We start from the raw sequence: 14,605 nt of genomic DNA, 5'->3' as shown, positions 1-14,605 counted from the left end.
ACTCCTACTGGCAAACATCAGGATCAATGGGTGTGAGGGCAAGCAGCCCTCGTGAACGTCCTCCGTATCCCCACTTTGGTTCGCCTACTTCCCAAGGCATGTCGCCGAAAGCAAAAAGGCCACGGGATGCGTGATTCCCTTGGCCTTGCTGTCTCGTCGTCAGTACTTGAGCCGGATGGATCGTTTCCAGCATGGACGTTCGGCGCGAACTTTAGGGCGTGAGGGGCCTGAGATCAACTAAAAATGTCGCGTTTTTGCACACATCCGTCGTGCGGCCCGCGACAGCTCATGATGTAACCGACCTGCGTGACAGATTGATGTTCCCTTGGATTGGTTTTTCAAGGCGGTTGATGATCGTTCCCACGCTCTGCGTGGGCATGCAGCCCGGGACGCTCCGCGTCCCCAGAGCCGAACGCGGAGCGTCCGTGGAGGCGTTCCCACGCAGAGCGTGGGAACGATCAGTCAAAGGCTGCTGTGCTCGATCAGGCCAACGCAGTCTCGGCCGGTGAGACAATGCTGGTCTTGCCCCCGCGCGAACGTCCGGAGCTCAGGTACTCGGCAATCGATTCCTGGGTCACTTCCCCGAGGAACACCCGCTCGGCATCCATCACCGGCAGCCACGAGCGGTTGAACTCGTACATGCGCGACAGCAGGATCCGCAGGTGTTCGTCATACGCGGCGGTGGCGTTGAATTCGCGCAGGTATTGTCCGCAGGTGCCGGTCTGGCGGTACAGGTCGCGGCGGCGCACATACCCCAGGGCCTTGTTCTCGGCACAGGTGACCACCACGTAGCGACGGTCATGTTCGTCCATCAACTCCAGTGCCTCACCCACTGGCGTCTCGGGGCTGACAGACGGGGCGTTGTCCGCCGCGTCTTCGGCCTTGACCAGCAACAGGCGCTTGAGCGTGCTGTCCTGGCCGACGAAGCTGCTGACGAACTCGTCGGCCGGATGGGCCAGCAGTGTGTCCGGGTGATCGAACTGGACCAGCTTGCCAGCGCGGAAGATCGCAATCTTGTCCCCCAGCTTGATGGCTTCGTCGATGTCGTGGCTGACCATGATCACGGTCTTGTTCAACGCCCGCTGCATCTCGAAGAACTCATTCTGGATCATCTCGCGGTTGATCGGGTCCACCGCGCCGAAGGGTTCGTCCATCAGCAGCAACGGCGCATCGGCCGCCAGGGCCCGGATCACGCCGATCCGTTGCTGCTGGCCGCCGGACAGTTCACGGGGGTAGCGATGCAGGTATTGCTTGGGCTCGAGCTTGATCATGCTCATCAGCTCGCGGGCGCGGTCGTGGCATTTCTGCTTGTCCCAGCCGAGCAGGCGCGGGACCACGGTGATGTTTTCCTCGATGGTCATGTTCGGGAACAGGCCGATCTGCTGGATCACATAGCCGATGTTGCGGCGCAGGGTCACTTCGTCCAGGCCGGTGGTGTCTTCACCGTTGATCAACACCTTGCCGGAGGTGGGCGGGATCAGGCGATTGATCATCTTCAGCGTGGTGCTTTTGCCACAGCCCGACGGCCCGAGGAACACGCAGATCTCGCCTTCGTTGACGGTCAGGTTCACCGAGTCCACGGCTTTGACGTCTTTGCCGTTGCTCTTGAAGGTTTTGCTGAGGTTTTGAAGTTCGATCATTTCAATAGTCCTTTTGGGGTCAGCGAGCGTTGCAGCCATTGCAGAAGCAGGTCGGCGAAGATGGCCAGGAGACTGACCAGCACGGCGCCGACGATCAGCATCGACATGTCGCTGCGGCTGATGGAAGCGAGGATGAGCACGCCCAGGCCACCGGCGCCGATGGTGGCGGCGATGGTCATGACGCCGATGTTCATGACCACGGCGGTGCGCACGCCGGCCAGGATCACCGGCACGGCGATGGGCAGTTCGACCATGCGCAGGCGCTGGCCGAAGGTCATGCCGATGCCACGGGCGGCCTCACGGATGCCCGGTTCGACGCCGGTCAGGGCCAGGTAGGTGTTGCGCATGATCGGCAACAGCGAATAGAGAAACACTGCAGTGATCGCCGGCATTGGGCCCAGGCCTTGGCCGAACTTGGAATAGAACGGCAGCAGCAGGCCGAACAGCGCAATCGACGGAATCGTCAGCAGCACCGTGGCGCTGGCCTGCAATGGGCCGGCGAGCGCCGGGAAGCGGGTCATGAAGATGCCCAGCGGCACACCGACGACAATGGCCAGGGTCACAGCGATGCCCACCAGGGTGATGTGCTGCCAGGTCAGGTGCAGTACCAGCGGCCAATCCAGATGGGAAAAGGCGTCAAGAAAATCCATGGCTTTTCCTCCAGGTCATTGGGTTGAGAGCAGCGAATGCTGGCGCAGGAAATCAGCGGCAACGGTGGAAGGGCTTTCGTGGTTGACGTCCACGCGGGCGTTGAGCTGGCGCATGGTTGCGTCGTCGAACAGCTCGGCCAGGGGCTTGAGCTGTTCGGCCAGTTGCGGGTGCGCGTCGAGGTACGCCTGGCGCACCACTGGTGCGGCGGTGTAGTCGGGGAAGTAATGCTTGTCGTCTTCCAGCAACTTCAGCTTGAACGCGTTCAACCGGCCGTCGGTGGTGTACACCAGGCCGGCGAAGACCTGGCCGTTGCGCAGGGCGGTGTAGACCAGGCCCGCGTCCATCTGCCGGATGTTCTTGCGGGTCAGGTTCATGCCGTACTGCTCGACCATGCCCGCCAGGCCGTCTGAGCGGTTGGCGAACTCGGTGTCCAGGGCCACCAGATGATCGTCATCGGCTTCGGCCTGCAGCACCGTGTTCAACTGGCTGATGCTGTTGATCTGCGGGTACTGGCGGGCGATTTTTTCCGGCAGGGCCAGGGCGTAGGTGTTGCTGAATTTTGACGGTGTCAGCCAGACCAGGCCTTTTTTCGCGTCGAGTTCTTTCACCCGGGCGTAGGACTGGGCGCTGTCGAGTTTCTCCGTGACGTGGTTGTAGGCCACCAGCGACACGCCGGTGTATTCCCAGAGCATGTCCAGTTGCCCGGTTTCATGGGCGCTGCGGGCCAGGTTGCTGCCCAGGCCACCGGTAATCTGCGCGTCGTAGCCCTTGCTGCGCAGGTATTGCGCGGTGATTTCCGCCAGCAGCGTCTGTTCGGTGAACACTCGGGCGCCAAGGCGGATCAACGGTTTTTCAGCGGCTTGGGCGAATCCTGCGAACAGCAGGACGCAGCCCAGTATCAAGCTCAACTTCTTCATAAACGATTTCCTTTATCCAGCCGGCTTATGACGGTCGCAGACCGCGTTCCAGCCAGAGGCGGCTGGCCATTGTCACCAGGCCGTCGAGCAGCAGCGCCAGCAGGGCGGTGCAGGCCGCGCCGAGCAACAGCTGCGGCTGGTTGTTCAAGGCGATGCCGGGGAAGATCAGGCTGCCGAGACTGTTGGCGCCGATCAGGAACGCCAGCGGCGCGGTGCCGACGTTGATCGCCAGGGCCACGCGCACGCCACCGACGATGATCGGCACGGCGTTGGGCAACTCGACTTTCCACAGTACCTGGCGCGGGGTCATGCCGATGCCGACGGCGGCTTCCTTGAGGGAGCCCTGGACGTTTTTCAGGCCTTCATAGGTGTTGCGCACGATGGGCAACAGCGAGGCGAGGAACAGGGCGAAGATGGCGGGACCGCTGCCGATGCCCAGGATGCCCAGGGCGATGGCCAGCACGGCCAGGGGCGGCACAGTGTTGCCGATGTTGAACACTTGCATGAAGCGTTCGGCGCGCCCGACCATGCCGGGGCGGCTGAGGGCGATGCCGGCGGGAATGCCCACGAGCAGGGCCGCCAGCATGGAGGCCAGTACCAGCAGCAGGTGCGCTTGCAGGTAGAACAGCAGATCGTCGTGGTAGCGTTGGATCGTATCGATGCCGATCCAGTGGACCAACAGGGCCAGGAGCGCGACGACGACCGCACCCCCGATAAGCCCTTTGCCATAGCGGATAGCCACAGGCGGACTCCTTTGTCTTTCAGTCGGCGCACGCTTTCCCGGGCGGCAAACCATCACTGGTTGCCGGGAAAACGTTCGCGAGAAGCAGCTCTTTTCCATACCGGTAAAACGGCAGGTAAATCGAGCCATGAGCGCAGCCTCGTCAGGCTAACTTGCTGATTTTCAGACCCTGACGAATAGCCGTAACAGGGTGGTGGACGCCTCCACACTGCTAAAGGTTCCCATGCCGGGGAAGATCTGGCCACCCTGGATGTGCTCAACGGTTCGGTTCCTGGCACAAGTTGAGCTATAATCGCCGCCCTTTTTTGAATCACCTGCCAGGCGATTTCCCATGACCAACCAGGCCGCCGAAGTCGCGAAACGCCGCACTTTCGCCATTATTTCCCACCCCGATGCCGGTAAGACCACCATCACCGAGAAGCTCTTGCTGATGGGCAAGGCGATTGCGGTCGCCGGCACGGTGAAATCTCGCAAATCCGACCGCCATGCCACCTCCGACTGGATGGAAATGGAAAAGCAACGGGGTATTTCCATTACCACGTCGGTCATGCAGTTCCCGTATCGCGATCACATGATCAACCTGCTCGACACCCCGGGCCACGAAGACTTCTCCGAAGACACCTACCGCACCCTGACGGCAGTGGACTCGGCGCTGATGGTCCTCGACGGCGGTAAAGGCGTCGAGCCACGGACCATCGCGCTGATGGACGTCTGCCGTCTGCGGGACACGCCGATTGTCAGCTTCATCAACAAACTCGACCGCGACATCCGCGACCCGATCGAACTGCTCGACGAGATCGAAGCAGTCCTGAAGATCAAGGCCGCGCCGATCACCTGGCCGATCGGTTGCTACCGCGACTTCAAGGGCGTGTACCACCTGGCCGACGACTACATCATCGTCTACACCGCTGGTCACGGGCACGAGCGCACCGACGTCAAGATCATCGAGAAGCTCGACTCCGACGAGGCGCGCGCGCACCTGGGCGACGAGTACGATCGTTTCGTCGAGCAACTGGAACTGGTGCAGGGCGCCTGCCATGAGTTCAATCAGCAGGAGTTCCTCGACGGTCAACTGACCCCGGTGTTCTTCGGTACCGCCCTGGGCAACTTCGGTGTGGACCATGTGCTCGACGCCGTGGTCGATTGGGCCCCGCGCCCGCTGGCCCGTGTCGCCAACGAGCGCACCGTGGAGCCGGTGGAAGAGAAGTTCTCGGGCTTCGTGTTCAAGATCCAGGCGAACATGGACCCCAAGCACCGCGACCGTATCGCCTTCATGCGCATCTGCTCCGGCAAATACGAAAAGGGCATGAAGATGCGCCACGTGCGCACCGGCAAGGACGTGCGCATCGGCGACGCCTTGACGTTCTTCTCCTCGGAACGCGAGCAACTGGAAGAGGCTTTTGCCGGTGACATCATCGGCCTGCATAACCACGGCACCATCCAGATCGGCGACACCTTCACCGAAGGCGAAACCCTGGGCTTTACCGGCATCCCGCACTTCGCCCCGGAACTGTTCCGCCGCGTACGCCTGAAGGATCCGCTCAAGTCCAAGCAACTGCGCCAGGGTCTCCAGCAACTGGCCGAAGAGGGCGCCACCCAGGTGTTCTTCCCGACCCGCAGCAACGACATCATCCTCGGTGCTGTCGGTGTGCTGCAGTTCGACGTCGTCGCCAGCCGCTTGAAAGAGGAATACAAGGTCGAGTGCTCCTACGAGCCGATCACCGTGTACTCCGCTCGTTGGATCGAATGCGGCGACAAAAAGAAACTCGAGGAATTCTCCAACAAGGCCGTGGAAAACCTCGCGCTGGACGGCGGCGGTCACCTGACCTACCTGGCCCCGACCCGAGTCAACCTGGCACTGATGGAAGAGCGCTGGCCGGACGTGAAATTCCGCGCGACGCGTGAGCATCACTAAGCGCTGAGTGTTGAAACCGAAACCCCGTTGCGAAAGCTGCGGGGTTTTTTATGGCTTGTCCCATGTCCTGAACATGAATAATTAACTGTGGGAGCGAGCCTGCTCGCGATAGCGGCGTGTCAGCTGGAGTTGATGTTGGATATGCCGGCCTCTTCGCGGGCGAGCCTTGCTCCCACACTGGATCTTCAGTGGACAAGAAACTTGTGCTCGGCACAGTTCCCTCTGTGGGAGCAAAGCTTGCTCGCGATATTGGTGGGTCAGCTTGCCTGGATGTTGGATGTGCCGGCCTCTTCGCGGGCAAGCCTTGCTCCCACACTGGATCTTCAGTGGGCAAGAAACTTGTGCTCGGCACAGTTCCCTCTGTGGGAGCGAGCTTGCTCGCGATAGCGGTGGGTCAGCTTGCCCGGATGTTGGATGTACCGCCGCCATCGCGGGCAAGCCTTGCTCCCACACTGGATCTTCAGTGGACAAGAAACTTGTGTTTGGCACAGTTTCCTCTGTGGGAGCAAAGCTTGCTCGCGATAGCGGTGGGTCGGCTTGCCTGGATATTGGATGTGCCGGCCTCTTCGCGGGCAAGCCTTGCTCCCACACTGGATCTTCAGTGGACAAGAAACTTGTGCTCGGCACAGTTTCCTCTGTGGGAGCAAAACTTGCTCGCGATAGCGGTGGGTCAGCTTGCATTGATGTTGGATGTACCGGCCTCTTCGCGGGCAAGCCCGCTCCCACACTGGATCTTCAGTGGACAAGAAATTTATGTTTGGCACAGTTCCCTCTGTGGGAGCGAGCTTGCTCGCGATAGCGGTGGGTCAGCTTGCCTGGATGTTGCATGTACCGGCCTCTTCGCGGGCAAGCCTTGCTCCCACACTGGATCTTCAGTGGGCAAGAAACTTGTGCTCGGCACAGTTCCCTCTGTGGGAGCAAAGCTTGCTCGCGATAGTGGTGGGTCAGCTTGCCTGGATGTTGGATGTGCCGGCCTCTTCGCGGGCAAGCCTTGCTCCCACATAGGTTCCTGGCGTTAGTAGGTTTGGAGATAACGCTTATTCGAAACCAATCTGTCGGGCTATGGCATTTCTGTCTGTTCTGGAGCGTCCTATCTGGTGAACCGGCCTGTTCAGAACTAGATTTTCTTGAGCGCCGTCAGGTCCCGGCTTTATCCGGAAAAGAAGGAATTGGCTATGAACAAGCTGCTACGCATGATGTTTTTGCTGAAGGTCTTGGTGATGCTGTCCCTGGGCTCCACCGCCGCTTGGGCGGAATGCGATGAGCACGAGCAGCACGCATCGAGTGGCTCGGTGGCGCAGGGTGAGTTGATGCTTGCTGCGTCCGATTCGGATGCCGGTGATCCGGATGATGGCGAGGACGATGATGGCGCGCCAATCGATACGCCGGACGGTGATGAAGATGAAAATGAAGAGGATGATAGCCAGACGTAGGTCTCTAACCTAAAGAAAACCCCTCCAGCCCAACTGATACTCAGTCGGGACTGGAGGGGTTTTTCATGCCTGATGCATTACCCAGTGCATGGGTTGAACCTGTGGATGATCAAGCCTTGCTCATGCCGCACCGTCGAGGAACTGCTCGGCGTAATGACACGCCACCTGCCGGTTATCGAGCAAGCGCAACGCCGGTTCTTCGGTCTTGCAGCGCTCGGTGGCGTACGGGCAGCGCTTGTGGAAGGCGCAGCCGGACGGTGGGTTGAGCGGGTTGGGCAGTTCGCCGACGATCTTGATCTTCGGCTTGTTCGGGTCCGGGTGGATGGTCGGGGTGGCCGACAGCAGCGCCTGGGTGTACGGGTGCAGCGGGCGGCTGTAGATGGACTCGTTGGGGCCCATTTCCACCGGGCGACCGAGGTACATCACCATCACGTCGTCAGCCACGTGCTGCACCACCGCCAGGTTGTGGGAAATGAACACGTAGGCGGTGTTGAATTCCTGCTGCAGGTCCATGAACAGGTTCAGCACCTGGGCCTGGATCGACACGTCCAGCGCCGACGTCGGTTCGTCCGCCACCAGCACCTTGGGTTGCAGCATCATGGCGCGGGCCAGGGCGATGCGCTGGCGCTGGCCACCGGAGAACATGTGCGGGTAGCGCTGGTAATGCTCGGGGCGCAGGCCCACCTGCTTCATCATCGCCTGGACTTTTTCCCGCCGCTCGGTGGCCGACAGGCTGGTGTTGATCAGCAACGGTTCGGCCAGCTGATCACCGATTTTCTGCCGTGGGTTGAGGGACGCGTACGGGCTCTGGAAGACCATCTGCACGTCTTTGCGCAATTGCTTGCGTTCGGCCTTGTTGGCGCCGGTCACTTCCTGGCCGGCGATTTTCAGGGAGCCGGAGGATGGCTCTTCGATCAGCGTCAGGGCCCGGGCGAGGGTGGATTTGCCGCAACCGGATTCGCCCACCACGGCCAGGGTCTTGCCGGCTTCCAGTTCGAACGACACGCCGTTGAGGGCGCGCACGGTCGCATGGCCCTTGAACATGCCGCGGGACACTTCGTAATGACGGGTCAGGTCACGGGCGGTAAGTACGACGGCCATCACGCCACCTCCTGGTTCAACGGGTAGAAGCAGCGGGCGAGGCTGTTGGATTTCGGGTCAAGGGCCGGGCGTTGTTGACGGCAGTTGTCCTGCACGTACGGGCAGCGCGGCGACAGCAGGCAACCTTGTGGGCGGTCGTAGCGACCGGGCACGATGCCGGGCAAGGTCGCCAGGCGCTCGGCGCCCATGCTGTGCTCCGGAATCGCCGCCAGCAGCGCTTCGCTGTACGGGTGGGCGGGGATGTCGAACAGCTGCGGCACCTTACCCACTTCCACCGCCTGACCGGCGTACATCACACACACGCGCTGGGCGGTTTCAGCCACCACGGCGAGGTCGTGGGTGATCAGCACCAGGCCCATGTTCTGCTCTTTTTGCAGGGCCAGCAGCAGGTCCATGATCTGCGCCTGGATGGTCACGTCCAGGGCGGTGGTCGGTTCGTCGGCGATCAGCAGCTTCGGCTCGCCGGCAATCGCCATGGCAATCGCCACGCGCTGGCTCATGCCGCCGGACAGTTGATGCGGGTAGGCGTCCATGCGGCTGGCGGCGCCTGGGATCTCGACTTTTTCCAGCAGTTCGATGGCGCGCTTGCGGGCGGCCTTGCCGGACAACTTCAGGTGCAGGCGCAGGACTTCTTCGATCTGGAAACCCACGGTGTAGCTAGGGTTGAGGGCGGTCATCGGGTCCTGGAAGACCATCGCCAGGTCCTTGCCGACGATCTGCCGGCGCTGGCGGTTGCTCAGCTTGAGCATGTTCTTGCCGTCGAAGTTCAGCGCATCGGCGGTGACGATGCCGGGGTGCTCGATCAGCCCCATCAGCGCCATCATGGTCACGGATTTACCCGAGCCCGATTCGCCGACGATGGCCAGGACTTCGCCTTTTTCCACAGTCAGGTCCAGGCCGTCGACCACCGGCACAGCGGTGGCGTCGCCGAAGCGGACGTTGAGATTCTTGATTTCTAGCAGTGACATGGGAATCTCCTCAGGCGGCATTCTTGAGTTTCGGGTCCAGCGCATCGCGCAGCCCGTCGCCCATCAGGTTGATTGCCAGCACGCTGAGCAAAATGGTCAAGCCAGGCAGGCTCACGACCCACCAGGCGCGTTCGATGTAGTCGCGGGCCGAGGCCAGCATGGTGCCCCACTCCGGGGTGGGCGGCTGCACGCCGAGGCCGAGGAAGCCCAGGGCGGCGGCGTCGAGGATCGCCGAGGAAAAGCTCAGCGTCGCCTGGACGATCAGCGGTGCCATGCAGTTGGGCAGCACAGTGATGAACATCAGGCGTGGCAGGCCGGCACCGGCCAGGCGGGCGGCGGTCACGTAGTCGCGGTTCAGTTCGCCCATCACGGCGGCACGGGTCAGGCGCACGTAGGACGGCAGCGAGACGATGGCGATGGCGATCACGGTGTTGATCAGGCCTGGGCCGAGGATGGCGACGATCGCCACGGCCAGCAGCAGCGAAGGCAGGGCCAGCATGATGTCCATCAAACGCATGATGGTCGGGCCGAGCAGGCGCGGGAAGAACCCGGCGAACAGCCCCAGCAGGATGCCCGGGATCAGCGACATCACCACCGACGACAAGCCGATCAGCAGCGACAGGCGCGAACCCTGGATCAGGCGCGAGAGCAAGTCGCGGCCCAGTTCGTCGGTGCCTAACAGGAACTGGATCTGCCCGCCTTCAAGCCAGGCCGGCGGCGTCAGCAGGAAGTCGCGGTACTGCTCGCTCGGGTCGTGAGGTGCGACCCAGGGGGCGAAGATCGCGCAGAACACCACCAGGATCATGAACAGCAGCCCGGCCACGGCGCCCTTGTTGCGGGAAAACGCGTGCCAGAATTCTTTGTACGGGGACGGATACAGCAGGCTTTGATCGACTGCTACCGCGGTAGTTGGAGTACTCATGGTTTTGATCTCAGCGCTGGTGACGGATGCGTGGGTTGGCAAAGCCGTAGAGGATGTCCACGACGAAGTTGACCAGAATCACCAGGCAGGCGATTAACAGGATGCCGTTCTGCACCACGGGATAGTCCCGGGCGCCGATGGCTTCGATCAGCCACTTGCCGATGCCCGGCCAGGAGAAGATCGTTTCGGTCAGGACCGCACCGGCCAGCAGTGTGCCGACTTGCAGGCCGACCACGGTCAGTACCGGGATCAGCGCGTTGCGCAGGCCATGCACGAACACCACGCGCGAAGGCGACAGGCCTTTGGCGCGGGCGGTGCGGATGTAGTCCTCGCGCAGCACTTCGAGCATCGAAGAACGGGTCATGCGGGCGATCACCGCCAGTGGAATGGTGCCCAGCACGATGGCCGGCAGGATCAGGTGGTGCAGCGCATCGAGAAACGCGCCGGGCTCATCGGCCAGCAGCGTGTCGATCAGCATGAAGCCGGTTCTCGGCTCGATGTCGTAGAGCAGGTCGATCCGCCCCGACACCGGCGTCCAGCCCAGGGATACCGAGAAGAACATGATCAGGATCAGGCCCCACCAGAAGATTGGCATCGAATACCCCGCCAGGGAGATGCCCATCACCCCATGGTCGAACAGGGATCCTCGCTTGAGTGCCGCGATCACCCCGGCCAGCAGGCCCAGGATACCGGCGAACAACAGCGCGGCCATGGACAATTCCAGGGTCGCGGGAAACAGGGAGCTGAACTCGGTCCATACGCTTTCACGGGTACGCAGCGATTCGCCGAGGTCGCCGTGGGCCAGTTTGCCGATGTAGTCCAGGTACTGGGCATACAGCGGTTTGTTGAGGCCAAGGCGTTCCATTGCCTGTGCATGCATTTCGGGATCGACCCGACGTTCGCCCATCATCACTTCCACGGGGTCGCCGGGGATCATGCGAATCAACGCGAAGGTCAGCAAGGTGATGCCGAAGAACGTGGGGATCAATAATCCCAGTCGGCGGGCAATAAAACTAAACATCTTCAGGTGTACCTCATCAGCCGGTTAGGCGTGCCCGGTAGCCCTCGGATAAGGGGTACCGGGCGTTTTCTTATCTACTTCACCTGGGTGGTGGCGAAGTTGTTGGTGGTGAGCGGGCTAATCACGTAGCCCTCTACGTTGTTGCGCATTGCTGTGAACATGCGGGTGTGGGCCATGCTGATCCACGGTTGGTCCTGGTTGAAAATCACCTGGGCCTGTTCATAGAGCTTGGCGCGTTCCTTGGGGTTCACTGTGGCGCGAGCCTGGTCGATCAGCGCCTGGAACTTCTCGTTGCACCAGCGCGCGTAGTTTTCGCCGTTCTTGGCGGCCTCGCAACTGAGCATAGGCGTCAGGAAGTTATCCGGGTCGCCGTTGTCGCCCGCCCATCCGGCGGACACCATGTCGTGCTCGCCGTTTTTTGCGCGCTTGAGCATTTCGCCCCATTCCATCACGCGGATGTCGACCTTGATCCCGACCTTGGCCAGGTCCGCCTGCATCATCTGCGCGCCGAGCATCGGGTTGGGGTTGGTCGGGCCGCCGCCGTTGCGGGTGAACAGGGTGAACACGGTGCCTTCCGGCACGCCGGCTTCCTTGAGCAGCTGGCGGGCCTTGTCCAGGTCGCGGGTCGGGTTCTTCAGGTCGTGGTTGAAACCCAGCAGCGTCGGTGGGTACGGGTTGACCGCCACGGTGGCGTTGCCCTTGCCGAACAGCGCGTTGACGTAGGCTTCCTTGTCGAAGGCCAGGTCGATGGCTTTGCGCACCCGCACGTCGCTCATGTATTTGTGGCTGGTGTTCAGGGCGGTGTAGGAAACAGTCATCGCATCCAGCTCGGCGACCTTCAGGTTCGGGTCTTTCTTGATGCTGGGGATGTCATCGGGTTTGGGGTACAGCGCGATCTGGCACTCGTTGGTCTTGAGTTTCTGCATGCGCACGTTGTTGTCGGTGGCGATGGCCAATACCAGAGCGTCGGCCGGCGGCTTGCCACGGAAGTAGTCCGGGTTGGCCTTGAAGCGCACCTGGGCATCCTTGTTGTAGCGCTGGAAGACGAACGGGCCGGTGCCGACTGGCTTGCTGTTGAGGTCACCAGCCTTGCCTGCCTTGAGCAACTGGTCGGCGTATTCGGCCGGGTAGATCGAGGAGAAGGCCATGGCGATGTCGGCCAGGAACGGCGCTTCGCGGCGGGTCAGGCTGAACTTGACCGTGTGCTCGTCGACTTTCTCGACGCTCTTGAGCAGTTCCTTGAAGCCCATGCTTTCAAAGTACGGGAAGCCTACGCTCGACAGTTTGTGCCACGGGTGATTCGGGTCCAGCTGGCGCTGGAAGCTCCAGACCACGTCGTCGGCGTTCATGTCGCGGGTCGGCTTGAAGTATTCGGTGGTGTGGAACTTGACGCCCTTGCGCAGGTGGAAGGTGTACGTCAGGCCATCGTCACTGATGCCCCAGGATTCGGCCAGGGCCGGAATCACTTCGGTGGTGCCGGGTTTGAAATCGGCCAGGCGATTGAAAATGGTTTCTGCCACGGCGTCGGCAGTGACTGCAGTCGTGTACTGGACCATGTCGAAGCCTTCCGGGCTGGCTTCTGTGCAAACCACCAGGGGTTTGGCCGTGGCGCCAACGGCGACACTCAGCAGCGCAGCGGCGATGGCGGCGCGTAGGGGGATCATGTTCATCGTCAATCCTCTGCAATCGGGTAAATGGCAAAAGACCGGACGGGCGACCTTGTGAGTCGACCGCCCGGTGGCAGTTTAGAGAATGTTGAACGGAATGGTGGTGACCAGGCGGAACTCGTTGAGGCTGCCGTCGGCCTGGTTTTCGCTGGCGCGGTGTGCGGTGTAGGTCGCACGGATCGCGGTGGCTTTCAGTGGGCCGCTCTGTACGGCATAGGATGCGCCGATGCCGTATTCGTAGTGGTGCTCACCGTCCATGGCCCGTACATCGCTATAACCGGTGCTGTTGTAGTGAGTACCGTCGATGCCCCAGCCGCGAGCCTGGTAGATGTTGAACTTCAGGCCTGGCACGCCGTATTCGGCCATGTTCAGGCCGTAGGCGATCTGGAAGGACTTCTCGTTCGGGCCGTTGAAGTCCGACAGCAGGGAGTTGGCCAGGTAGATGCCGTTGGTTTCGTGCAGGTAGTCGAAGTACTCGTTGCCGTTCACTTCCTGGTACGAGAACGTCAGGCTATGGGCCTGGTGCGTCAGGCCGAACGACAGGGAGTAGGTGTCGTTATCGATCTCGCCGAGCTTGCTTTTACCCGAATCCACGGTCTTGTAGTAGTTCAGGCCGGTGGTCAGGCTCAGCACCGAGCTGTCGCCCAGTTCATGGGTGGCGCCGAAGTAGTACTGGTTCCAGAGGTCTTCGGCCTGGGTCGCCCACAGGCTGGTTTTCAGGCTGGCCAGTGGTTGGTAGGTGATACCCGCGGTGTTGACGTGATCGGTTTCAACGCTGCTGTCGCCGTATTCGGAGCGGAACTTGCGCTGGCTCTCTTCGGTACGTGGCGAGTTGCGGTCGAAGGTGGCGACGTCGAAGGCCAGGTTTTCGAACTCTTCGCTGTGCAGGCTCACACCCTGGAAGCTGGAGGGCAGGGCACGGTTGCCGATAACGTCGACCATCGGGCTGCTGAAGTTCTGGCGGCCGGCAGTCAGGGTGGTGTTGGAAACACGGGCCTTGACGTTGGCCAGGCCCAGTTTGCTCCACTGGCCCACGGCGTCGCCGCCTTCGCGGGTCAGGGTACGGTTGTTGCCAGCGCCAGGACGGGTGGTCGGGGCACCGCCATTGTTGGACGCCAGGTCCTTGCGATCCTGGTCCAGGGCGATGACGTTGTAGGCGGCCAGTTCGGTGCTGAAGCCCACGGTGCCTTCGGTGAAGCCCGAGTTGTACTTGATGATGGTGCCTTGCAGCCAGTTGATACGGCGGTCGGTCTCGCGTGCTTCGCCGTTCTTGCGATAGGTGAGTTTCGCGCCGCGCTTGAATTGCTCGTTGGCGTACCAGTTGCGTGTGCTGCCACTGATGGATTGGCCGTCGATGAAGCCCTTGGCTTCGCTTTGCTCGCTGGTGGTCTTGAGGGTCACCGGGGTGACCGCCTGGCTTTGGGATTCTGCATAGGCCGTGGCGGTGATGCTGCTGATGGCCAGGGCCAGTATCGCGGTGCTGCTCAGTTTCATGGGTAACGCTCCTTTTCTTTCTTTTGATGCCGGTCTTTTTAGGTGATACGGCTATTGGTTTTTGCAACTCATTCACAGCTAGCAAACGTTTGCATGGCGCCTGATCGACGAATTCAGGCAAGGCGCCTGCGTGA

Annotated in this window: 12 protein-coding genes; 2 read left to right on the top strand and 10 right to left on the bottom strand. The window is 61.5% G+C overall.

The window, feature by feature from the left end:
* Positions 1-482: 482 nt before the first annotated feature.
* The 4 genes from F7R20_RS14580 to F7R20_RS14565 are packed head-to-tail and all read right to left on the bottom strand — an operon-like array spanning position 483 to position 3,950.
* The gene (locus tag F7R20_RS14580) at positions 483-1,640 is read right to left on the bottom strand and encodes an osmoprotectant ABC transporter ATP-binding protein OsmV (protein ID WP_003197755.1); all 1,158 of its coding nucleotides are present in this window, start codon (positions 1,638-1,640) and stop codon (positions 483-485) included.
* Positions 1,637-2,290: an ABC transporter permease gene (locus F7R20_RS14575; protein WP_003197757.1), complete on the bottom strand. Its 654-nt coding sequence runs from the start codon at positions 2,288-2,290 to the stop codon at positions 1,637-1,639. Before F7R20_RS14575 ends, F7R20_RS14580 begins: the two co-directional genes overlap by 4 nt.
* A gap of 15 nt (positions 2,291-2,305) precedes the next feature.
* Positions 2,306-3,208 (bottom strand): glycine betaine ABC transporter substrate-binding protein, encoded by a 903-nt coding sequence (locus tag F7R20_RS14570; RefSeq protein WP_003197759.1) that lies wholly within the window; start codon positions 3,206-3,208, stop codon positions 2,306-2,308.
* 25 nt (positions 3,209-3,233) lie between these two features.
* Positions 3,234-3,950 (bottom strand): ABC transporter permease, encoded by a 717-nt coding sequence (locus F7R20_RS14565; RefSeq protein WP_003197761.1) that lies wholly within the window; start codon positions 3,948-3,950, stop codon positions 3,234-3,236.
* Positions 3,951-4,281: 331 nt separating this feature from the next.
* Between F7R20_RS14565 and F7R20_RS14560 the strand changes: the two genes are divergently transcribed.
* Positions 4,282-5,865 (top strand): peptide chain release factor 3, encoded by a 1,584-nt coding sequence (locus F7R20_RS14560; protein WP_003197764.1) that lies wholly within the window; start codon positions 4,282-4,284, stop codon positions 5,863-5,865.
* A gap of 1,175 nt (positions 5,866-7,040) precedes the next feature.
* A complete protein-coding gene (locus F7R20_RS14545) occupies positions 7,041-7,298 on the top strand; it encodes a hypothetical protein (protein ID WP_003197766.1) in 258 nt (85 codons plus the stop codon).
* A gap of 120 nt (positions 7,299-7,418) precedes the next feature.
* Here F7R20_RS14545 and F7R20_RS14540 read toward each other — a convergent pair whose 3' ends face one another.
* From F7R20_RS14540 to F7R20_RS14515, 6 genes are all read right to left on the bottom strand, one after another.
* On the bottom strand, positions 7,419-8,399 hold the full coding sequence (locus F7R20_RS14540) for a peptide ABC transporter ATP-binding protein (protein ID WP_003197767.1): 981 nt from the start codon (positions 8,397-8,399) through the stop codon (positions 7,419-7,421).
* On the bottom strand, positions 8,399-9,367 hold the full coding sequence (locus tag F7R20_RS14535; protein WP_003197769.1) for an ABC transporter ATP-binding protein: 969 nt from the start codon (positions 9,365-9,367) through the stop codon (positions 8,399-8,401). Before F7R20_RS14535 ends, F7R20_RS14540 begins: the two co-directional genes overlap by 1 nt.
* Positions 9,368-9,377: 10 nt before the next feature.
* Positions 9,378-10,289, bottom strand: coding sequence for an ABC transporter permease subunit (locus F7R20_RS14530; protein ID WP_003197772.1), 912 nt, complete (start codon positions 10,287-10,289; stop codon positions 9,378-9,380).
* A gap of 10 nt (positions 10,290-10,299) precedes the next feature.
* Positions 10,300-11,310 carry an ABC transporter permease subunit gene (locus F7R20_RS14525; protein WP_003197774.1) on the bottom strand — a complete coding sequence of 337 codons (1,011 nt, stop codon included), beginning with the start codon at positions 11,308-11,310 and terminating at the stop codon, positions 10,300-10,302.
* 74 nt (positions 11,311-11,384) lie between these two features.
* Entirely contained in the window at positions 11,385-12,980 is a 1,596-nt protein-coding gene (locus tag F7R20_RS14520; RefSeq protein WP_003197776.1) for an ABC transporter substrate-binding protein, read from the bottom strand.
* Positions 12,981-13,055: 75 nt separating this feature from the next.
* Positions 13,056-14,471 carry an OprD family porin gene (locus tag F7R20_RS14515; RefSeq protein ID WP_003197777.1) on the bottom strand — a complete coding sequence of 472 codons (1,416 nt, stop codon included), beginning with the start codon at positions 14,469-14,471 and terminating at the stop codon, positions 13,056-13,058.
* Positions 14,472-14,605: the final 134 nt, after the last annotated feature.

Source organism: Pseudomonas brassicacearum subsp. brassicacearum (genome assembly GCF_008801605.1).
GTDB lineage: Bacteria > Pseudomonadota > Gammaproteobacteria > Pseudomonadales > Pseudomonadaceae > Aquipseudomonas > Aquipseudomonas brassicacearum.
The sequence above is the reverse complement of the archived record's forward strand: the minus strand, read 5'-3'. Positions and strand labels throughout refer to the sequence as shown.

Coding starts and splice junctions, on each gene's coding strand:
- F7R20_RS14515 (WP_003197777.1), bottom strand. CDS start 14,471: ATGAAACTGAGCAGCACCGCGATACTGGCCCTGGCCATCAGCAGCATC.
- F7R20_RS14580 (WP_003197755.1), bottom strand. CDS start 1,640: ATGATCGAACTTCAAAACCTCAGCAAAACCTTCAAGAGCAACGGCAAA.
- F7R20_RS14520 (WP_003197776.1), bottom strand. CDS start 12,980: ATGAACATGATCCCCCTACGCGCCGCCATCGCCGCTGCGCTGCTGAGT.
- F7R20_RS14560 (WP_003197764.1), top strand. CDS start 4,282: ATGACCAACCAGGCCGCCGAAGTCGCGAAACGCCGCACTTTCGCCATT.
- F7R20_RS14535 (WP_003197769.1), bottom strand. CDS start 9,367: ATGTCACTGCTAGAAATCAAGAATCTCAACGTCCGCTTCGGCGACGCC.
- F7R20_RS14575 (WP_003197757.1), bottom strand. CDS start 2,290: ATGGATTTTCTTGACGCCTTTTCCCATCTGGATTGGCCGCTGGTACTG.
- F7R20_RS14525 (WP_003197774.1), bottom strand. CDS start 11,310: ATGTTTAGTTTTATTGCCCGCCGACTGGGATTATTGATCCCCACGTTC.
- F7R20_RS14545 (WP_003197766.1), top strand. CDS start 7,041: ATGAACAAGCTGCTACGCATGATGTTTTTGCTGAAGGTCTTGGTGATG.
- F7R20_RS14540 (WP_003197767.1), bottom strand. CDS start 8,399: ATGGCCGTCGTACTTACCGCCCGTGACCTGACCCGTCATTACGAAGTG.
- F7R20_RS14570 (WP_003197759.1), bottom strand. CDS start 3,208: ATGAAGAAGTTGAGCTTGATACTGGGCTGCGTCCTGCTGTTCGCAGGA.
- F7R20_RS14530 (WP_003197772.1), bottom strand. CDS start 10,289: ATGAGTACTCCAACTACCGCGGTAGCAGTCGATCAAAGCCTGCTGTAT.